The sequence below is a fragment of the Mycobacterium sp. genome, from assembly GCF_019247635.1.
Lineage (GTDB): Bacteria > Actinomycetota > Actinomycetes > Mycobacteriales > Mycobacteriaceae > Mycobacterium.
On sequence record NZ_JAFBAR010000010.1, the window covers coordinates 16,997 to 36,136 of the forward strand.

The 19,140-nt window shown below is 66.8% G+C and carries 18 protein-coding genes and 1 riboswitch; of the genes, 12 read left to right on the forward strand and 6 right to left on the reverse strand.

Translation table 11 applies throughout. The features are described from left to right. Window positions 1-51 precede the first annotated feature (51 nt). From JO236_RS01720 to nagA, 5 genes are all read left to right on the forward strand, one after another. Window positions 52-1,401: an aspartate aminotransferase family protein gene (locus JO236_RS01720; RefSeq protein ID WP_293323873.1), complete on the forward strand. Its 1,350-nt coding sequence runs from the start codon at window positions 52-54 to the stop codon at window positions 1,399-1,401. Between the two features lie 357 nt (window positions 1,402-1,758). Beyond that, a complete protein-coding gene (locus tag JO236_RS01725) occupies window positions 1,759-2,994 on the forward strand; it encodes a D-alanyl-D-alanine carboxypeptidase family protein (RefSeq protein WP_293323876.1) in 1,236 nt (411 codons plus the stop codon). Between the two features lie 10 nt (window positions 2,995-3,004). Continuing rightward, the gene (locus JO236_RS01730; RefSeq protein ID WP_293323878.1) at window positions 3,005-3,334 is read left to right on the forward strand and encodes a hypothetical protein; all 330 of its coding nucleotides are present in this window, start codon (window positions 3,005-3,007) and stop codon (window positions 3,332-3,334) included. Beyond that, a complete protein-coding gene (locus JO236_RS01735) occupies window positions 3,268-4,674 on the forward strand; it encodes a sugar porter family MFS transporter (RefSeq protein WP_293323881.1) in 1,407 nt (468 codons plus the stop codon). The genes JO236_RS01730 and JO236_RS01735 overlap by 67 nt, the downstream gene beginning before the upstream one ends. Then, the gene (gene nagA, locus JO236_RS01740; protein ID WP_293323883.1) at window positions 4,671-5,798 is read left to right on the forward strand and encodes an N-acetylglucosamine-6-phosphate deacetylase; all 1,128 of its coding nucleotides are present in this window, start codon (window positions 4,671-4,673) and stop codon (window positions 5,796-5,798) included. The genes JO236_RS01735 and nagA overlap by 4 nt, the downstream gene beginning before the upstream one ends. Window positions 5,799-5,873: 75 nt before the next feature. Here the strand turns inward: nagA and yhjD are convergent, their stop codons facing one another. Both yhjD and trpS read right to left on the reverse strand, forming a co-directional pair. Continuing rightward, a complete protein-coding gene (gene yhjD, locus JO236_RS01745; protein WP_293323886.1) occupies window positions 5,874-6,902 on the reverse strand; it encodes an inner membrane protein YhjD in 1,029 nt (342 codons plus the stop codon). Between the two features lie 8 nt (window positions 6,903-6,910). Then, window positions 6,911-7,930, reverse strand: a complete 1,020-nt coding sequence (gene trpS, locus JO236_RS01750) for a tryptophan--tRNA ligase (RefSeq protein WP_293323888.1) — start codon at window positions 7,928-7,930, stop codon at window positions 6,911-6,913. 175 nt (window positions 7,931-8,105) lie between these two features. Here trpS and JO236_RS01755 point away from each other — a divergent pair, with 175 nt between their 5' ends. Then, entirely contained in the window at window positions 8,106-8,903 is a 798-nt protein-coding gene (locus tag JO236_RS01755) for an alpha/beta fold hydrolase (protein WP_293323952.1), read from the forward strand. A gap of 93 nt (window positions 8,904-8,996) precedes the next feature. On the opposite strand, the gene JO236_RS01760 is transcribed toward JO236_RS01755, so the two are convergent. Continuing rightward, window positions 8,997-10,226 carry an NADP-dependent isocitrate dehydrogenase gene (locus JO236_RS01760; RefSeq protein ID WP_293323891.1) on the reverse strand — a complete coding sequence of 410 codons (1,230 nt, stop codon included), beginning with the start codon at window positions 10,224-10,226 and terminating at the stop codon, window positions 8,997-8,999. Between the two features lie 130 nt (window positions 10,227-10,356). Then, window positions 10,357-10,476: riboswitch (SAM riboswitch) on the forward strand. Window positions 10,477-10,517: 41 nt separating this feature from the next. On the opposite strand from JO236_RS01760, the gene JO236_RS01765 reads away from it, so the two are divergent. The 4 genes from JO236_RS01765 (at window position 10,518) to JO236_RS01780 (ending at window position 14,475) form a co-directional block, all read left to right on the forward strand. Then, window positions 10,518-11,861: a bifunctional o-acetylhomoserine/o-acetylserine sulfhydrylase gene (locus JO236_RS01765; protein WP_293323894.1), complete on the forward strand. Its 1,344-nt coding sequence runs from the start codon at window positions 10,518-10,520 to the stop codon at window positions 11,859-11,861. 12 nt (window positions 11,862-11,873) lie between these two features. Then, window positions 11,874-13,013 (forward strand): homoserine O-acetyltransferase MetX, encoded by a 1,140-nt coding sequence (metX, locus tag JO236_RS01770; protein WP_293323895.1) that lies wholly within the window; start codon window positions 11,874-11,876, stop codon window positions 13,011-13,013. Continuing rightward, window positions 13,010-13,741, forward strand: coding sequence for a class I SAM-dependent methyltransferase (locus JO236_RS01775; protein ID WP_293323954.1), 732 nt, complete (start codon window positions 13,010-13,012; stop codon window positions 13,739-13,741). The genes metX and JO236_RS01775 overlap by 4 nt, the downstream gene beginning before the upstream one ends. A gap of 113 nt (window positions 13,742-13,854) precedes the next feature. Beyond that, window positions 13,855-14,475, forward strand: coding sequence for a TIGR03085 family metal-binding protein (locus JO236_RS01780; protein WP_293323898.1), 621 nt, complete (start codon window positions 13,855-13,857; stop codon window positions 14,473-14,475). 3 nt (window positions 14,476-14,478) lie between these two features. Here JO236_RS01780 and JO236_RS01785 read toward each other — a convergent pair whose 3' ends face one another. After that, window positions 14,479-15,912: an FAD-dependent oxidoreductase gene (locus JO236_RS01785; RefSeq protein ID WP_293323900.1), complete on the reverse strand. Its 1,434-nt coding sequence runs from the start codon at window positions 15,910-15,912 to the stop codon at window positions 14,479-14,481. Between the two features lie 305 nt (window positions 15,913-16,217). Between JO236_RS01785 and JO236_RS01790 the strand changes: the two genes are divergently transcribed. Beyond that, window positions 16,218-16,598: a DUF732 domain-containing protein gene (locus JO236_RS01790; RefSeq protein WP_416362135.1), complete on the forward strand. Its 381-nt coding sequence runs from the start codon at window positions 16,218-16,220 to the stop codon at window positions 16,596-16,598. Window positions 16,599-16,613: 15 nt separating this feature from the next. Here JO236_RS01790 and JO236_RS01795 read toward each other — a convergent pair whose 3' ends face one another. Both JO236_RS01795 and JO236_RS01800 read right to left on the reverse strand, forming a co-directional pair. Next, a complete protein-coding gene (locus JO236_RS01795) occupies window positions 16,614-16,886 on the reverse strand; it encodes a DUF3017 domain-containing protein (RefSeq protein WP_293323906.1) in 273 nt (90 codons plus the stop codon). Then, window positions 16,883-17,728, reverse strand: coding sequence for a bifunctional methylenetetrahydrofolate dehydrogenase/methenyltetrahydrofolate cyclohydrolase (locus tag JO236_RS01800; RefSeq protein ID WP_293323908.1), 846 nt, complete (start codon window positions 17,726-17,728; stop codon window positions 16,883-16,885). The genes JO236_RS01795 and JO236_RS01800 overlap by 4 nt, the downstream gene beginning before the upstream one ends. Before the next feature lie 195 nt (window positions 17,729-17,923). On the opposite strand from JO236_RS01800, the gene JO236_RS01805 reads away from it, so the two are divergent. After that, window positions 17,924-19,123, forward strand: coding sequence for an NADH:flavin oxidoreductase (locus tag JO236_RS01805; protein ID WP_293323911.1), 1,200 nt, complete (start codon window positions 17,924-17,926; stop codon window positions 19,121-19,123). Window positions 19,124-19,140 lie beyond the last annotated feature (17 nt).

Sequence of the window (19,140 nt, forward strand, 5' to 3'; positions counted from 1 at the left end):
CGACGGACAATTTCGGCCGCGGAAAGCGCAGTGGCGTTACGCTCGCGATCGATGGGTAACTCGGGTAACTCGGAAGCAATGAGCAATCTCTGGCTCCATTTCGCCCGGCAGGGGCCGGGATTCACGCCGCCGGTCATCGTGCGTGGCGAGGGCGTGACCATCTTCGACGACCGCGGCAGGAGCTACCTGGACGGGCTGTCCGGGCTGTTCACGGTCCAGGTCGGGCACGGCCGCAGCGAACTGGCCCAGGTCGCCGCCCGGCAGGCCGAAACCCTGGCCTTCTTCCCGCTGTGGGGCTACGCCACCCCCACCGCGATCGAGCTCTCCGAAAGGCTCGCCAACTACGCCCCCGGCGACCTCGACCGCGTGTTCTTCACCACCGGCGGCACCGAGGCCGTCGAGACCGCATGGAAGGTCGCCAAGCAATACTTCAAGCTCATCGGCAAACCCGGTAAGCACAAGGTCATTTCGCGATCGGTCGCCTACCACGGCACCACCCAGGGCGCGCTCGCGATCACCGGACTGCCCAAGTACAAGGCGCCGTTCGAGCCGGTGACGCCCGGCGGCTTCCGCGTGCCCAACACGAACTTCTACCGCGCGCCCGAGCCGTTTGACGCCGACCTCAAAGCGTTCGGCCGGTGGGCCGCCGACCGGATCGCCGAGGCGATCGATTTCGAAGGACCAGACACCGTCGCCGCGGTGTTCCTGGAGCCGGTGCAGAACGCCGGCGGCTCGATCCCGCCGCCACCGGGCTATTTCGAACGGGTCCGGGAGATCTGCGACGAGTACGACGTGCTGCTGGTTTCCGACGAGGTGATCTGCGCGTTCGGCCGCATCGGATCGATGTTCGCCTGTGACGACTTCGGCTACGTCCCCGACATGATCACCTGCGCCAAGGGCCTGACATCGGGTTACTCGCCGCTGGGCGCGATGATCGCCAGCGAGAAGCTGTTCGAGCCGTTCTATGACAGCGACACGATGTTCCCGCACGGCTACACCTTCGGCGGCCATCCGGTGTCGACGGCCGTCGCGCTGGCCAACCTGGACATCTTCGAACGCGAGGGGCTCAACGACGGCGTCAAACGTCAGTCGCCGGCGCTGCGCGCCACGCTGGAGAAGCTGTACGACCTGCCGATCGTCGGCGATGTCCGCGGCGAGGGGTACTTCTTCGGCATCGAACTGGTCAAGGACAAGGCGACCAAGCAGACCTTCGACGACGACGAAAAACCAGCGTTGCTGGGCCAGGTCTCCTCGGCGCTGTTCGAGGCCGGACTGTACTGCCGTACCGACGATCGCGGCGATTCCGTCATCCAGCTTGCGCCGCCGCTGATCAGCGGTCAGGCCGAGTTCGACGCCATCGAATCCATCCTGCGCGGGGTCCTGTCCGAGATTCCGCTGTAGGGAAGCGTTTCGCGGCGGCGGCGGCCACCAGCACCTCGCGGGTGCGTGCCGTGCTCGGGCTTTTCGAGAACCGCGTCAGGGCATTGCACAGGTGCGTGAGAGCCGCGCGCAGCTCGGGATCGGACGCCGCATCGCGGTGCTCCATCAGCTCCGCCAGCACATCCTCGAATCCGGAGCGGCGAACCTGGGTTTGCTTCTCGACCTGCTTCAGCAAGTCCTTGAGCGATCGCACGTGGTGTACTTTGCCCGACTTTCCCGCGTCTGGCGCGCCCACACAGCCCGATTCATTACTTCCGTCCCAGCAGTCACAGCGCGGCACCCCGCGATCGGACCGCCGATCGCCTAGTCTGCACTGCAATGCATTTCTTACGCGCCGCATCGTGCCTGGCCGCAGCGGTTTTCCTGGCGACCGGGCCCGGCCTGGCGCTCGCCGTGCCGGCGGCGCACGCGGAGCCCAACCCCGCAGCCGGGGCGGCCGACAATTGCCCGTACAAGGTGTCCACCCCGAAGGCGGTGGATTCGTCGGAGGTTCCGCAGGCCGGTGACCCACCGCAGCCGCTGCCGGTGCCCGCCAAACCCGTCGGCGGCGACGCGCTTGGCGGATGCGGCATCATCGCGGCACCGGACACGCCGCCGGTGCCGGGCGACATCTCCGCCGAGGCCTGGTTGGTGGCCGACCTGGACAGCGGTGCCGTCATCGCCGCGCGGGACCCCCACGCTCGGCACCGGCCCGCCAGCATCATCAAGGTGCTGGTCGCCATGGCATCACTGAACGCCTTCAACCTCAATAAGACGGTCACGGGCACCGCGGACGACGCGGCCGCCGAGGGCACCAAGGTCGGAGTCGACGACGGCGGTGTGTACACCATCAACCAGCTGCTGCATGGGCTGCTGATGCACTCCGGCAACGATGCGGCGCACGCGCTGGCCATGCAGTTCGGCGGGATGCAGCAAGCGCTCGAGAAGATCAACGTGCTGGCCGCCAAACTCGGTGGCAAGGACACCCGGGTGGCGACGCCGTCGGGCCTGGACGGGCCCGGCATGAGCACCTCGGCGTATGACATCGGCTTGTTCTACCGGTACGCCTGGCAGAATCCGGCCTTCGCCGACATCGTCGCGACCCGCACGTTCGACTTCCCCGGCCACGGCGATCACCCCGGCTACCAACTGGAGAACGACAACAAGCTGCTCTACAACTACTCCGGCGCGATGGGCGGCAAGACCGGTTACACCGACGACGCCGGCCAGACCTTTGTGGGCGCGGCCAACCGCCACGGGCGGCGGCTGATGGCCGTGCTGATGCACGGCACCCGGCAGCCGATCGCGCCCTGGGAACAGGCGGCGCACCTGCTGGATTACGGCTTCAGCACCCCGCAGGGCACCCAGATCGGGTCGCTGATCGAACCCGACCCCTCGCTGGTCAATACCAAGCAGGACGTGGCCAACCGGCAAAGCGGTAGTCCGCAGGCCGCCGGGCTGATGTCGTCCGCCGATGCCCTGCCGGTGCGGGTGGGCGTCGCCGTGATCGGCACCCTGGTCGTGTTCGGATTGATCCTGATCGCGCGCTCTATGAATCGCCGTTTGCCGCACTAGACTCCTCGGGGTGACCGAAGCCCTTTACGAGGACGACGGCTTGGTGTTCGACGAGGACGGAATCACCATCCGGCGTTACTATTTCCCGTTCGCGTCGTCAAAACGCATCGCCTACAACAAGATCCAGTGCATCAAGGCCAAACCGATGAGCTGGGCCACCGGCAAGGGCCGGCTGTGGGGAACCGCTAACCCGCGCCACTGGTTGCCGCTGGACATGCGCCGCAGCCGCAAACGCACCTTGCTGATCCTGCATGTGGGCCGGTGGATCAGGCCGTGCATCACCCCCGAGGACCCGGACCGCGTGATCAAGGTGCTGCGCGACCGGGTGCGGCCCAGCTGACCATCAGGTCGCGCCGGGGGCTGCTGGTCGGGCTCACCGCGGCGAGTGTGGGCGTCATCTACGGCTACGACCTGTCCAGCATCGCCGGGGCGCTGCTGTTCATCACCGACGAGTTCCGCCTGACCACGCAACAGCAGGAACTGCTGACGACGATGGTGGTGATCGGCCAGATCGCCGGGGCGCTCGGTGCCGGGGCGCTGGCAAACGCGATCGGACGCAAGAGGTCGATGGTGCTGATCGCGGTGGGCTACGCGATGTTCGCGCTGCTCGGCGCCGTGTCGGTGTCGATGCCGATGCTGCTGGTGGCCCGAGTACTGCTTGGCCTGACCATCGGGGTGTCGGTGGTGGTGGTGCCGGTCTACGTCGCCGAGTCGGCACCGGCCGCGGTGCGCGGCGCACTGCTGGCCACCTACCAGCTCGCCACGATCAGCGGCCTCATTCTGGGCTACGTCAGCGGTTACCTGCTGGCCGGCGCACACGGTTGGCGCTGGATGCTGGGGCTGGCCGCGGTGCCGGCCACACTGCTGTTGCCATTGCTGCTGCGCGTGCCCGACACCGCGCGATGGTATCTGCTCAAGGGGCGCGTCGACGACGCCCGACGCGCGCTGCTGCGCGTCGAACCCTCGGCTGACGTCGAGGCGGAGCTGGCCGAAATCACCCGCGCGGCAAGCGAAGGAGGCGGCGGGATCGTCGAGACGCTGCGACCGCCGTACCTGCGGGCCACCCTTTTTGTGGTCACACTTGGCTTTCTGATCCAGATCACCGGCATCAACGCGATCGTCTACTACAGTCCGCGGCTGTTCGCCGCGATGGGCTTCACCGGCGATTTCGCGTTGCTGGCGCTGCCGGCGCTGGTCCAAGTCGCCGGTTTGGCGGCGGTGCTTGCCGCGTTGTTTCTTGTCGACCGGCTGGGCCGGCGCCCAATCCTGTTGTCCGGCATAGCGATGATGATCACCGCCGACGTCGTGCTGATCGCGGTATTCCGCTCGGGTTTCGCCGGGGGCGGGGCGAACCTGGGGTTCGCCGGAGTGCTGCTCTTTATCATCGGCTTCAGCTTCGGTTTCGGTTCGATGGTCTGGGTGTATGCCGGCGAAAGCTTCCCCTCTCGGCTGCGGTCGATCGGGTCCAGCATGATGCTCACCTCGAACCTGATCGCCAACGCGATCGTTGCCGCGGTGTTTCTGACGATGCTGCATGCATTCGGCGGCGCAGGAGTTTTCGCCCTGTTCGCGCTTTTCGCGTCGGTCAGCTTCGCCGTCGTATACCGGTACGCGCCAGAGACCAAAGGCCGTCAGCTCGAAGACATTCGGCACTTCTGGGAGAACGGCGGGCACTGGTGACGGTGATCAGCGCGGGTGCTGTCGTCATCGACGGCCGGGTCTGCCGGCCGGGCTGGGTGCAGACCTCCGATCAACGGATTGTCGGTTGCGGTGTCGGCGCGCCGCCTATACCCGAGGATGTCGATCTGCCGGATTCCCTTGTGGTGCCAGGGTTTATCGACATGCATGTACACGGCGGCGGTGGGGCGTCCTACACCGACGACGCATTGCTGCCGGCCGCGTTTCACCTGCGGCACGGAACCACCACGACGCTGGCCAGTGTGGTTACCTGCGCTCCCATGGAACTGCTTTGCGCGGTGCGCGCACTCGCCGAGGCGACCCGGGCGGGCACCGTCGCGGGCATACATCTGGAGGGCCCGTGGCTGAGTCGGGCGCGGTGCGGGGCACACGATCCCACATTGATGCGTGTGCCGGACCCCACCGAGATCGACGCCGTGCTTGCTGCCGGCAATGGCGCCATCCGAATGGTCACGCTGGCCCCCGAGTTGCCCGGTGCCGACGCGGCGATCCGGCGTTTCATAGACGCGGGAGTCATTGTCGCCGTGGGACATACGGATGCGACGTACGAGCAGACCCGGCAGGCCATCGCGGCCGGTGCCACGATCGGCAGTCACCTGTTCAATGCGATGCGACCGCTGCATCATCGCGATCCGGGACCAGCGCTGGCCTTACTGCGCGACGAACGGGTGGTCGTCGAAATCATCGCCGATGGCCTCCACGTCCACCCCGAGGTGATCGGTGCGGTGATCGACGCCGTGGGCCCAGGGCGGGTGGCTGCGGTTACCGATGCGCTGGCCGCGGCCGGCTGCGCGGACGGCACGTTTCGCCTGGGCTCGGTCCGTGTCGACGTCATCTCGGGGGTGCCGCGGGTGGACGGGACTTCGACGATCGCCGGCAGCACCGCGACCATGGACGTGCTCTTCCGCGCTTTGGCCGGCGACGGCTCCGATGCGGCGCTGGCCGCCGCGGCGCAGATGACCGCAACGACCCCCGCACGCGCCCTTCGACTCGAGCGCGTGGGCAGCCTGAAGGAAGGCTATGCCGCCAATCTTGTTGTGCTGGACGGCGATCTGCGGGTGACGGGTGTGATGGCACGCGGCGGCTGGGTCGACCGCGGCGGATGAACTTTCGCCGAGCGTGTTCTCAGGGCGACTTTTTCGCCAAAATCGCGCCGCCAGTTCACTCTCGGCGCAAGGGGTCTATCGGTGCCACCGGAACAAGCGGGAAAAAGCCAATGTACCGACGACTCCCGCGGCCATCGCGGCTAAGGTCTGGCGCGCGCTCAAACCCTCGTCCACGTGAATTCGCGGCCTGATGACCGCAGGAGCGGGCGGATCGATAGGCTCGGCGCGCGGGTCCTCGACCGAGGTGGTCGCGGCCCACGCCGTCGCGAACAAGACCAGATACGCGGTGATGTAGGCGAACACCATCAGCCCCAGTACCGGCCCGAACGTCGCGCCTGCCGGACTACGCAGAACTTTTTGCAGGTAGATCGATCCCAGCTGCTTGAACAATTCGAACCCGACGCCGGCCATCAGCCCGGCCCACATCGAGTCCACGAAGCTCACCTTCTGGCGTGGCAGCCGGGCGATCATCCAGGTGAACAGTAGCCACGACACCAGCAGCGACACAGCCACCGAGATCAACCAGAAAAGCCCGTCGAAGACCCGGAACTTGGGTATCCCAAGCCATTTCAGTAGGGCGGTCATCGCCGTTCGGTGGCCGAGCGCGGTCAGCGCGAGGGTCGCCCCGATGATCAGAAACGTCCCCAGCATGGCCGACAGATCGGAGATCTTCCCGCGCAGGAACCCCGGCAAATCGACCTGCTGTGCCCACATCTCGGTCAACGCCGTCCGCAGATGTGACATCCAGCCCAGACCGGCCCAGGCCGCGGTGGCCAGGCCGACGATGCCGACGGACGCGCGCGCGTCGATCGCCGAATTCACCAGATTGACCAGTTGCTGCGCCTGCGGACCGGACACCGTGGCCCGGATGCGGTCGTCGATCATGTGCAGCAGCGCCGGGCGGCGCGCCAACGCGAAGCCGACCCCCGCGAAACCGACCATCAGCAACGGGAACAGCGCGAAGATCGTGTAGTAGGTCAGCCCTGCCGCGTAGAACCCGCCGTTGCGCTCATCGAAGCGCCCGTAGGCGCGAAAGACATGGTCGAACCACCCGAACCGGGCCCGCAGCCGACCAACAAATCCTGGTTTGGCCGGTTCGGTCATGAATCGCCCTACCCCCGTTGCGGAAGAAATCCCAACCGATCGTAGACCCGCTGAACGGTTTTGCTGGCCACATCGCCGGCACGCTGTGCACCGGCGGCGAGCACGGCCTCCAATTGCGTTAGATCGGCGGTCAATTCGTCGACCTTGGCCTTGATCGGACGCACGAATTCGACGACGGCCTCGGCGGTGTCCTTCTTCAGGTCGCCGTAGCCGCGGCCGGCATAACCCTCGACGAGCGTGTCGATGCCGGCGCCGGTCACCGCCGACTGGATGCTCAACAGGTTGGACACCCCGGGCTTGGCGCCGGGGTCGTAGCGGATCTCGCGCTCGCTGTCGGTGACGGCGGAGCGAATCTTCTTGGCGGACAACGCCGGATCATCGAGCAGGCTGATCAGACCTGCGTCGGTTGCCGCCGATTTGCTCATCTTCGACGTCGGGTCGGCCAGGTCGTAGATCTTGGCGGTGATTTTCGGAATCAGCACGTCGGGAACCACGAAGGTGTCCGGGAAGCGGCTGTTGAAGCGCTGCGCGATGTCGCGCGCCAATTCCAGATGTTGGCGCTGGTCCTCCCCTACCGGCACCAGGTCGGTGTCGTAGGCCAGCACATCGGCGGCCTGCAGTACCGGGTACGTGAACAAGCCGACGGTGCTGGAATCGCCGCCCTGCCGCGCCGACTTGTCCTTGAACTGCGTCATCCGCGATGCCTGGCCGAAGCCGGTGAAGCAGCCCAGCACCCACGCCAACTGGCTGTGGGCGGGCACGTGGCTCTGCACGAAGATAGTGGCGCGAGCGGGATCGATCCCCAGCGCGATGTACTGCGCCGCGGTGACCAGGGTGCGGCGTCGCAACGCGTCGGGATCCTGCGGGATGGTGATCGCATGCAGGTCGACCACGCAGAAGTACGCGTCGTAGTCGTCCTGCAGTTCAACCCATTGCGCGACGGCGCCCAGCGCATTGCCGAGATGAAGCGAATCGGACGTGGGCTGTACGACGGAGAAGATCCGGCGCGATCCGGTAGCGGTGCTCATGATGCTGTCGATCTTTTCACGCCACGCGGGCCAGCCCAGCGTGACGTTCGGCGCCGAGCGCTACGCCACCGTGACACTCGGTTGCGGTACCGGCGGTACCGCCTTTAATGTCGGCGGGGTGAGTACCCGCGCGCCTATCCACCTGGGTCCCCGAGACGGCTCAGCGGAACCCGTCCTGCTGCTGCACCCGTTCCTGATGTCCCAGACGGTATGGGAGACCGTGGCCCAGCAGCTGGCGGACACCGGCCGCTACGAGGTGTTCGCCCCGACGATGGCCGCCCATAACGGCGGACCGCGCGCGGCCGGCTGGTTTTTGTCGTCGTCGGTGCTGGCCGACCACGTCGAGCGGCAGATGGACGAACTGGGCTGGTCCACCGCGCACATCGTCGGCAACTCCCTGGGCGGCTGGGTCGCATTCGAACTCGAACGGCGCGGCCGGGCGCGCAGCGTCACCGGTATCGCCCCGGCGGGTGGCTGGACCCGCTGGAGCCCGGTCAAATTCGAGGTGATCGGCAAATTCGTCTCCGGCATGCCGTTCCTGGCGTTGGCGCGGTTGTTCGGCCAGCGGGCACTGCAGCTTCCGTTCAGCCGCAAGCTGGCCACGCTGCCGCTGAGCGGCTCGCCGGACGGGGTCAGCGAGCGCCAGCTGTCCGGCATCGTCGACGACGCGGCGCACTGCCCGGCCTACTACCAGCTGCTGCTCAAGGCGCTACTGCTGCCCGGGTTGCTGGAGCTGGCGCAGACCGCCGTGCCCGCCCATCTGGTGTTGTGCGAGAAGGATCGGGTCGTCCCCCCGAGGCGGTTCAGCCGGCACTTCACCGACTTTCTGCCCGCCAACACCAAAATCACCCGACTCGACGGCGTGGGACACGTGCCGATGTTCGAGGCGCCGGGGCGGGTCACCGAGGTGATCACCGAGTTCATCGACCTATGCAGCCCGCCGCTGCGGGCCGTCGACCCGCCGGCAAGTTAACCGTCCGGGTCGGCGAGCGTGCGCAGTTGTACGCGTTATGCGGCGTGCCGCCGTACAGACACGCACGCTCGGCGTTAAGCGAGAGGCTGGCGGCTAGTCGACAAGCGCTTTTTGCAGGTTGTCGGAGATCGAGTTCAGGAATTCCTCGCTGTTCTGCCAGTCCTGCTCGGGACCGATGAGCAGGGCGAGGTCCTTGGTCATCTTGCCGCTCTCGACGGTTTCGATGACGACCCGTTCGAGCGTCTGCGCGAACTCGCGCACCTCCGGAGTCTTGTCCAGCTTGCCGCGGTGCTGCAGCCCACGCGTCCAAGCGAAGATAGAGGCGATCGGGTTGGTCGAGGTCGGTTTGCCGGCCTGGTACTGGCGGTAATGGCGGGTGACGGTGCCGTGGGCGGCTTCGGCCTCGACGGTCTGGCCGTCGGCCGTCATCAGCACCGACGTCATCAGGCCCAGCGAGCCGTAACCCTGGGCGACCGTGTCCGATTGGACGTCCCCGTCGTAGTTCTTGCAGGCCCACACGTAGCCGCCCTCCCACTTGAGGCAGGCGGCGACCATGTCATCGATCAGCCGGTGCTCGTAGGTCAGGCCCTCGGCTTCGAACTTGTCCTTGAACTCGTCGTCGTAGATGCGCTGGAACTCGTCTTTGAACATGCCGTCATAGGCCTTGAGGATGGTGTTCTTGGTCGACAGATACACCGGCCACTTGGCATTCAAGCCATAGGCGAACGAGGCACGCGCGAAGTCCTGGATGGACTTTCTGAAGTTGTACATCCCCATCACGACGCCGCCGTCCTCGGGTATGGACACCATCTCGTGCACGATCGGCTCGCTGCCGTCCGAGGGAGTGAAAGTGAGTGACACGGTGCCCGGCTGGTCGACTTTGAAGTTCGTCGCCCGGTACTGGTCACCAAAGGCGTGGCGGCCGATGACGATTGGCTTGGTCCAGCCCGGGACCAGCCGCGGCACATTGGATATCACGATCGGCTCGCGGAAGATTGTGCCGCCCAGAATGTTTCGGATGGTCCCGTTGGGTGACAGCCACATCTTCTTCAGGTTGAATTCCTGGACGCGGGCCTCGTCGGGCGTGATGGTCGCGCCTTTGACGCCCACGCCGTGCTTCTTGATGGCATAGGCGGCGTCGATGGTCACCTGATCGTTGGTGCGGTCCCGGTGCTCGATGCCCAGGTCGTAATAGTCCAGGTGGATGTCCAGATGGGGGAGAATCAACTCATCCCTGATGAGCTTCCAGATGACGCGGGTCATCTCGTCGCCGTCGAGCTCGACCACCGGGCCTTTGACTTTGATCTTGGGTTCATTGGACATCTTCGTCCGAATCCTCCAGCCGTGTGAGCTTCGCGGAGCAGTTGCTCGTGACGCCAGCCTACAAGGGCCGTCACCCGCCTGAGCGGCGCTTGTTGGCATCGAGTCGGTGCGATGCGATACGCTGCAGGTCGGTCATGAGCGCCAGCGTCAAGCCCCGGCTTGCTGGCCGGCAACCCTCCAACCGCGGTGGGGTGCCCCGGGTGATGACCAGGTTGAGTAGCCAGAACCGGCTACGCGGCAAGCGCGGGTCCGCCATGACGGGCCCCTGAGCCAGACAGGGGAAGACTTCTCATGAGCACCGACAGCACCGAGTCGGATCCGACCGCGCATTGGTCGTTTGAGACCAAGCAGATTCATGCCGGCCAAACCCCCGACCCCGCCACCAACGCCCGGGCCCTGCCGATCTACCAGACCACGTCCTACACCTTCGACGACACCGCCCATGCCGCCGCCCTGTTCGGCCTGGAGATCACGGGCAACATCTACACCCGGATCGGCAACCCCACCACCGACGTCGTCGAGCAGCGCATCGCCGCGCTTGAGGGCGGGGTGGCCGGGCTGTTCCTGTCGTCCGGGCAGGCCGCAGAGACCTTCGCCATCCTGAACCTGGCGGCCGCGGGCGATCACATCGTGTCCAGTCCGCGCCTCTATGGCGGCACCTATAACCTGTTCCACTATTCGCTGGCCAAGCTCGGCATCGAAGTCAGCTTCGTCGACGACCCCGACGACGTGGACAGCTGGCAGGCCCAGGTGCGGCCGAACACGAAGGCGTTCTTCGGCGAGACCATCTCCAACCCGCAGATCGATGTGCTGGACACCCCCGCGGTGGCCGAGGTGGCCCATCGCAACGGGGTGCCGCTGATCGTCGACAACACCATCGCCACGCCCTACCTGATCCAACCGATCAGCCAGGGCGCCGACATCGTCGTGCACTCGGCCACCAAGTACCTGGGCGGGCACGGCGCCGCGATCGCCGGGGTGATCGTCGACGGCGGCACTTTCGACTGGACGTCGGGCCGCTTTCCCGGGTTCACCACACCGGACCCCAGCTACCACGGCGTGGTGTATGCCGAGCTGGGGCCGCCGGCGTTCGCGCTCAAGGCGCGTGTGCAACTGCTGCGCGACTTCGGTTCCGCGGCTTCGCCTTTCAACGCGTTCCTGGTGGCGCAAGGCCTGGAAACGCTGAGCCTGCGGATCGAGCGACACGTCGCCAACGCGCAGCGGGTCGCGGAGTTTCTGGCCGGCCACGACGGCGTGCTGTCCGTCAACTACGCGGGGCTGCCCGGCTCGCCGTGGCATGAGCGGGGAAAGCGGTTGGCACCCAAGGGAACCGGTGCTGTCCTGGCGTTCGAGTTGGCCGGCGGCATCGAGGCGGGCAAGGCGTTCGTCAACGCGCTCGAACTGCACAGCCACGTCGCCAACATCGGCGATGTGCGCTCCCTGGTGATCCACCCGGCGTCGACGACGCACGCCCAACTGAGCGCAGCCGAGCAGCTGACCACCGGCGTCAGCCCCGGGCTGGTCCGCCTGGCGGTCGGCATCGAGGGCATCGACGACATCCTGGCCGACCTGGAACTCGGTTTCGCCGCCGCCCGCAAGTTCAGCGGCGAGTCGAAAACCGTGGCGGCAGTGTGAGGACCTCGTGACGTGACGATCTCCGACGTGCCAACCCAAACGCTGCCCGCCGAAGGCGAGGTCGGCCTGATCGACATCGGCTCGGTGCGGCTGGAGAACGGCGCGGTGATCGACGATGTCACCATCGCGGTGCAGCGCTGGGGTGAGTTGTCGCCCACGCGGGACAACGTGGTGGTGGTGTTGCACGCGCTCACCGGCGACTCGCACATCACCGGTCCCGCTGGACCGGGGCATCCCACGCCCGGGTGGTGGGACGGGATCGCCGGTCCGGGCGCGCCGATCGACACCAACCGTTGGTGCGCTGTGGCCACCAACGTGCTGGGCGGGTGCCGCGGCTCGACCGGCCCCAGCTCCTTGGCGCGGGACGGAAAGCCTTGGGGTTCAAGGTTTCCGTTGATCACCGTGCGCGACCAGGTGCAGGCGGACATCGTCGCGCTCGAAGCGCTGGGCATCACCGAGGTGGCCGCCGTCGTCGGCGGATCCATGGGCGGCGCGCGGGCGCTGGAATGGATCGTCGGCCATCCGGACCGGGTGCGGGCCGGGTTGCTGCTCGCGGTCGGCGCCCGCGCCACCGCCGACCAGATCGGCACCCAAACCACGCAAATCGCGGCGATCAAGGCCGACCCGAACTGGCAAAGCGGCGACTATTACGAGACGGGCCGCACGCCTGATGCCGGCCTGTCGATCGCCCGGCGGGTCGCGCACCTGACCTACCGCGGCGAGGTCGAGCTGGACACCCGGTTCGGCAACGAGGCGCAGGGCGACGAGGATCCGACGGCGGGCGGTCGCTACGCGGTACAGAGCTATCTGCAACATCAGGGCGACAAACTGCTGGCCCGCTTCGACGCGGGCAGCTATGTGGCCCTTACCGAAACGCTCAACAGCCACGACGTCGGACGCGGCCGCGGTGGCGTCCCGGAGGCGCTGCGTGGGTGCCCGGTCCCGGTAGTGGTCGGCGGTATCACATCGGATCGTCTCTACCCGCTGCGGCTGCAAGAGGAGCTGGCCGAGTTGCTGCCGGGCTGCGCCGGGTTGCGGATTGTCGACTCTGTCTACGGACACGACGGCTTCCTGGTGGAAACCGCGGCCGTCGGCGAATTGATCCGCAAGACACTGGAATTGGCTGATATCGAAGGCGTGTGTCGGTGGTGACCCGGTCCCGGGATGACCGCTCCCTGTCGTTCGGCTCGGCTGCGGCTGCCTACGAGCGGGGCCGTCCGTCATACCCCCCGGAGGCGATCGACTGGCTGTTGCCCACCGGCGCGCGCAAGGTGCTCGACCTTGGTGCGGGGACGGGCAAGCTGACCACCCGGCTGGTCGAACGCGGCCTAGACGTGGTGGCCGTCGATCCGATTCCTGACATGCTGGAAGTGTTGCGTGCCTCCCTGCCGGAGACTCGGGCGCTGCTCGGCACCGCCGAGGAGATCCCGTTGCAGGACAACAGCGTTGACGCGGTACTGGTCGCGCAGGCGTGGCACTGGGTCGATCCCGAACGTGCGATTCCCGAGATCGCGCGGGTGCTGCGCCCCGGCGGCCGGCTGGGTCTGGTGTGGAACACGCGCGATGAGCGACTCGGCTGGGTCCGTGAGCTGGGCCGGATCATCGGCAGCGACGGCGACGGCGGCCGCTTCGACGTGGCGCTGCCCGCGCCGTTCGGCGGGCTCGAGCGTCATCAACTCGAGTGGACGAATTACCTTACACCGCAAGCGTTGATCGACTTGGTGGCCTCGCGCAGCTACTGCATCACCTCGCCGACGGAGGTGCGTACGCGGACCCTGGACCAGGTGCGCGAATTGCTGGCCACGCATCCGGCGCTGGCGAATTCGACGGGTTTGGCGCTGCCCTATGTCACCGTGTGCATCCGCGCGACCCTGGGGTGATGGGGTTCTGGCAGCGTTGACTCTGCGAGCGTTGACTCTGCGGTGAGGGTGGTGGTTTCTCGAAGGTTTCCACCCAGAGTGCAGAATCAATTCTTATAACCAAGGGAGATCAAATGTCCATTGCACAACGCGAACGCGCCGCGCTCGTCGAAACCATGCTCGGCGCCGGCCCGGAGGCCCCGACGCTGTGCGAGGGTTGGACGACGCGCGACCTCGCTGCGCACCTGGTGATCCGGGAGTACCGCCTTGACGCCGCGCCCGGGATCCTCATCCCGTTCTTGGCCGATCACACCGCAAAGGTGCAGCGGGAGGTGGCCGAGCACACCGAATGGGAAGAGCTGGTCGAGAAGGTCGCGTCCGGGCCGCCGATCTACTCGCCGCTGAAACTGCTCGACCCGGTGGCCAACGTCGGCGAGATGTTCATTCACCACGAGGACGTGCGCCGGGCGCTACCGGGATGGGAGCCACGCACGCTGGAACCGGCGCTGGCCGCCAGGCTGCGCGGCAGCCTGCCGCTGATGGCCCGAATGACGCTGGCCAAAGTCCCGGCGCGGGTCGCACTGCGCACCCCGGAAGGCAAGACCGTGTTGACCGCTGGCCACGGACCCGCCGTCACGGTGACCGGTGCGCCCGAAGAGCTGCTATTGTTCGCCGTCGGACGAGAAGCCCGAGTCGAATTCGACGGCGACGACGCGGCGATCCAGGCGGTTCGTGATGCACCTAAAGGCTTGTGAACCCTAGAAATTGAGCCCGGAGAACATGAGCCGGTTGGGGTCGTACTTCTGCCGGACCGTCGACAGTTGCGAGAGGTTGGAACCGAAGTAGCGCGACGCCGACGTGTTGGTCTCCAGGTAGTTGACATAGCCACCCGCCGAAAACTGTTGCACCGCTTGGTGCGCCGCGCTCACCCAGTCGACCGCAGTGGACACCGACGCGCTGCCGGTCTCGACGTACCACTGCGCGACGGCAAAATGCTGACGCCACGGAAACGCCGAGGCGCTGGGATCGACGTCGGAGACCGCGCCGCTGAGCGTATCGAGAATCACCGACGCCTTACCCGCGGCGGGCGGCCACTTTCCGATTGCCGCGACAATGGCTTGGGCCGCAGCGGAATTCAGCGTGCCGATGACGTCAGAGCCGGCCACGAAGGCCCGCGGCGAGCTGGTCGAACTACCGCCGGCCAGATACGTCACCAGGTCCATGCGGCTGAGCGTCTTGTTCTCAATTCCGGTGGGCTGTGCGCCAACTGCGGACTTGATTGCGTTCGCGACAGCAGAGCCAGAACCCGCGGGACACGTCGCCAGGATGTGACAGTCGGCCTGCGACGTGCCGACGGACAGATCGACCAAGCCCCAGGTGTCGTGATCGGCCGCGCTCAGCCAGGACTGCCATCCGGTGAGCACCTGGGCCGCGGCCGACGGGGGGTAGTTGACTCGGACGACGTCGCTGTCGGCGGTAGCGAAGGTTGCGAAAGTCATTGACGTCGTCACCCCGAAATTGCCGCCGCCCCCGCCGCGCAACGCCCAGAACAGGTCGGAATGGTCGTCCGGCGACGCCGTGACCACGTCGCCGGTGGGCAACACCACCGTTGCCGACTTGAGCGCGTCGCAGGCCAAACCGGCGTGGCGGGAATCCGCCCCCATCCCGCCGCCGAGCGTCAATCCCGCGGTGCCCACCGTCGGGCAGCTGCCGGTGGGGACCCCCCGCCCCGCCGATGCCAGCGCCTGATGGACCGCGTACAGCTCGGTCGCCGCCGGAACGGTGACGTTGCCCGACGCACCGTCGAGATTCACGCCACCCGGCAGTCCGCGCAGGTCGAGCACCATGGTTCCAGTGGCCGTCGAGGCGCCGACGTAGGAATGACCGCCGCCGCGCACGGCGATCTTCAGGTTGTTGGCCGCCGCGAACGCGACCGCCTTGCGCACATCGTCCTGCGACGAAACCGCAACGACCGCAGCCGGATTCGAGCCGCTGTAGAGCGAGTTGAACACCTGCTTGCCGCTGCTGTACGAGGGCCCGCTGGCGGGCAGCAGAACATGGCCGCTGATCGAGGAGGCAAGACCGCTCCAGCCGCCGGCTGGGTCCGCGCCCGCACGCACGGTCGGCAGCACCGTGCCGGCGGCCAACGCCCCGACAGCACCGCGAAGAAACCTGCGTCGGTTTGTTGTCATGGGCCGCATTCTGGATCATCCAGCGCCCGAAAATCGGCTCCCACTACCCGTGTCGGGGTCACAGAGTGGCTTCGATCCGCCCGCTCGACGCGCCCGGGATTCGTCCAGCGACGCGCCCAATAACCGACGGGCCGCGAGCGCCGCCCTTACGAAACACTTATTGCGTAAACCTTTATCCCACCGTGTTGCAAATGTGACATTTGTAGACCAAGGTTCCAGGAGTGGTTTGAGTGCCTTAAGTGCACTCCGAGACAGATGGGGAAACCGACATGAAGACACTTGCCAAAGCTAATGGTTTGATCTGGATGTTTCGCCATCAGCCTCTGACGATTCGCCTGTTGACAGCCACGGGCGCCCTGCTCACCGCGGCCGCCGCATTCGCGACACCCGCGCAGGCGAGCCCGATCGACGATGCGTTCATCGGCGCGTTGAACAACGCCGGCGTCAACTACGGCTCGGCCGGTGACGCGGTGGCGATGGGGCAGTCGATCTGCCCGCTGCTGGAAAGGCCGGGCGGCAACCTCGCCGCGGCCTTCGAACGGGTGCAGGGCAACGGCATGTCGCCGGAGATGGCCCGGATGTTCACCACCATCGCCATTCAGATGTACTGCCCTTCGATGATGGCCAACCTGGCTTCGGGCAACCTGGGGGGATTGCCGGCGATACCGGGCATACCGGGAATTTAGGCCGGTTCGCCGCTGCTAGCCGGTTCCCAGGGGGTCGATCGTCGACGCGATATAGACCATCGCCGTGCCCACCGTCGCCGTGGTCATGAGGTCGACCCCCTTGCTGCGCACGACAAGCAGACCGGCCCGGTCATCGGGGAGCACTAACCGCAACGCCGCGGCTATCCCGACGCCGATGCCGATCAGCAGCGAACCGCGGCGCCAGAAGTTGGCCCCCGCCAACACAAATGCGGTCACGAAGATCAGACCAACCAGCAGGATCGGCCACTGCGATCGCAGCGAACTCATTGGCGCTCGGCCCGCTCGACGACGTTGGTCAGCAGGAAGGCCCGGGTCAGCGGGCCGACGCCGCCGGGGTTCGGGGACACGTGACCAGCGATCTCCCAGACGCCCGGATGCACGTCACCCACCAGCCCCTGCTCGGTGCGGCTGACCCCCACGTCGACCACAGCCGCGCCGGGGCGAACCATGTCAGCGGTCAGCAGGTGCGGCACACCGACGGCGGCCACGATGATGTCGGCCTGCCGGGTTATCCCGGCCAGGTCGCGAGTTGCGGTGTGGCACAACGTGACTGTGGCGTTCTCGGAGCGCCGGGTGAGCAACAGCCCCAGCGGCCGGCCCACCGTCACACCACGGCCGATGACCACCACATGGGCCCCGGCGATCTGGACGTCGTACCGGCGCAGTAGGTGGACGATGCCTCGCGGCGTGCAGGGCAACGGAGCCGGCTCGTTGAGCACCAGCCGGCCCAGATTGGTGGGATGCAGTCCGTCGGCGTCCTTGTCCGGATCGACGCGCTGTAGCGCGGCGTTCTCGTCAAGATGTTTGGGTAGCGGCAACTGAACGATGTAGCCGGTGCACTCGGGGTTGGCGTTGAGTTCGTCGATGGTCTCGTTGAGGGTGGCCGTGGTCGTATCGGCGGGCAGGTCGCGACGCACCGACGTGATTCCCACCTTGGCGCAGTCGGAGTGCTTGCCACGCACGTAGGCCTGCGACCCGGGATCGTCACCAATCAGGATGGTGCCCAGTCCGGGGATGCGGCCCGATGCGGTCAATACCTCCACGCGCTCCTTGAGGTCGACGAAGATCTCGTCACGGGTGGCCTTGCCGTCCAGCGTGATTGCTCCCACGGCTGACAGTCTTTCATGCCCGCGCGGTAGCCGGCTCCGCCGCGCTTGCGATCGCCACCGGCCCAATGATGGCGACCCGCGCGCCCGGCTCCGCCGCAGCCGGTGCCGCCGCGCTTGCGATCGCCACCGGACCTGATGATGGCGACCCGCCGCGCCCGGCTCCGCCGCGCTTGCGATCGCCATTACGCTCCTCGTATGGCCAGCCCCAGCCCTCCCGACGTCTTCAGCCCCGCCAAGCTCGGTCCGATCACGTTGCGCAACCGCATCATCAAATCGGCGACGTTCGAGGCGCGCACGCCGGACGCGCTGGTGACCGACGACCTGATCGAGTACCACCGGCTGCCCGCCGCCGGCGGGGTCGGCATGACCACCGTCGCCTACTGCGCGGTCTCCCCCGGCGGCCGCACCGAGGGAAACGGGATCTGGATGCGCCCAGAGGCCGTGCCAGGCTTCCGCCGGCTAACCGACGCGATCCATGCCGAGGGGGCGGCCGTCAGCGCGCAGATCGGTCACGCCGGGCCGGTTGCCAATGCCCGCTCCAACAAAGCCAAGGCGCTGGCCCCGGTGCGCTTCTTCAACCCGATCGGGATGCGGTTCGCCAAGAAGGCGACCCGCGCGGACATCGACGACGTGATCGCCGCCCACGCCAACGCGGCCCGGCTGGCCGTCGACGCCGGATTCGATGCCGTCGAAATCCATTTGGGCCACAACTATCTGGCGAGCTCGTTTCTGAGCCCGCTGATCAACCGGCGCGACGACGAATTCGGCGGAGCGCTGGCGAACCGGGCCAAGGTGGCCCGCGGGATGGTGGTGGCCGTTCGCGGTGCCGTCGAAAATCAGATCGCGGTGACCGCCAAGCTCAACATGGCCGACGGGGTGCGCGGCGGAATCAGCACCGAAGAGTCGCTGATCACGGCCAAATGGCTGGAAGAAGACGGCGGCCTGGACGCGATCGAACTCACCGCGGGCAGCTCGCTGGTCAACCCGATGTACCTGTTCCGCGGGGATGCGCCGCTGAAGGAATTCGCCGGCGCCTTCAAACCGCCACTGCGCTGGGGCATGCGGATGACGGGCAAGAAATTCCTCCGCGAATACCCCTACCGCGAGGCCTATCTCTTGCGCGACGCCAAGCTGTTCCGGGACGAACTCAAGATGCCGCTGATTCTGCTGGGCGGCATCACCAACCGCGAGACGATGGACCTTGCCATGGCGGAGGGCTTCCAGTTCGTCGCGATGGCCCGGGCGCTGCTGGCCGAGCCCGACCTGATCAATCGCATCAAAGCCGAGGGCGATCAGGTGCGGTCGGCATGCACGCACTGCAACCAGTGCATGCCCACCATTTACAGCCGCACCCGATGTGTGGTGACCGGCGCGCCGGACACAGCTGATCATTAGTACCCCAAGCTACAGTT

What these genes read in the sequence shown, in the direction of transcription:
- JO236_RS01720 (WP_293323873.1), top strand. Translation starts at nt 52, where the DNA reads ATGGGTAACTCGGGTAACTCGGAAGCAATGAGCAATCTCTGGCTCCAT.
- JO236_RS01725 (WP_293323876.1), top strand. Translation starts at nt 1,759, where the DNA reads ATGCATTTCTTACGCGCCGCATCGTGCCTGGCCGCAGCGGTTTTCCTG.
- yhjD (WP_293323886.1), bottom strand. Translation starts at nt 6,902, where the DNA reads ATGACCGAACCGGCCAAACCAGGATTTGTTGGTCGGCTGCGGGCCCGG.
- trpS (WP_293323888.1), bottom strand. Translation starts at nt 7,930, where the DNA reads ATGAGCACCGCTACCGGATCGCGCCGGATCTTCTCCGTCGTACAGCCC.
- JO236_RS01760 (WP_293323891.1), bottom strand. Translation starts at nt 10,226, where the DNA reads ATGTCCAATGAACCCAAGATCAAAGTCAAAGGCCCGGTGGTCGAGCTC.
- JO236_RS01765 (WP_293323894.1), top strand. Translation starts at nt 10,518, where the DNA reads ATGAGCACCGACAGCACCGAGTCGGATCCGACCGCGCATTGGTCGTTT.
- JO236_RS01780 (WP_293323898.1), top strand. Translation starts at nt 13,855, where the DNA reads ATGTCCATTGCACAACGCGAACGCGCCGCGCTCGTCGAAACCATGCTC.
- JO236_RS01785 (WP_293323900.1), bottom strand. Translation starts at nt 15,912, where the DNA reads ATGACAACAAACCGACGCAGGTTTCTTCGCGGTGCTGTCGGGGCGTTG.
- JO236_RS01790 (WP_416362135.1), top strand. Translation starts at nt 16,218, where the DNA reads ATGTTTCGCCATCAGCCTCTGACGATTCGCCTGTTGACAGCCACGGGC.
- JO236_RS01795 (WP_293323906.1), bottom strand. Translation starts at nt 16,886, where the DNA reads ATGAGTTCGCTGCGATCGCAGTGGCCGATCCTGCTGGTTGGTCTGATC.
- JO236_RS01805 (WP_293323911.1), top strand. Translation starts at nt 17,924, where the DNA reads ATGGCCAGCCCCAGCCCTCCCGACGTCTTCAGCCCCGCCAAGCTCGGT.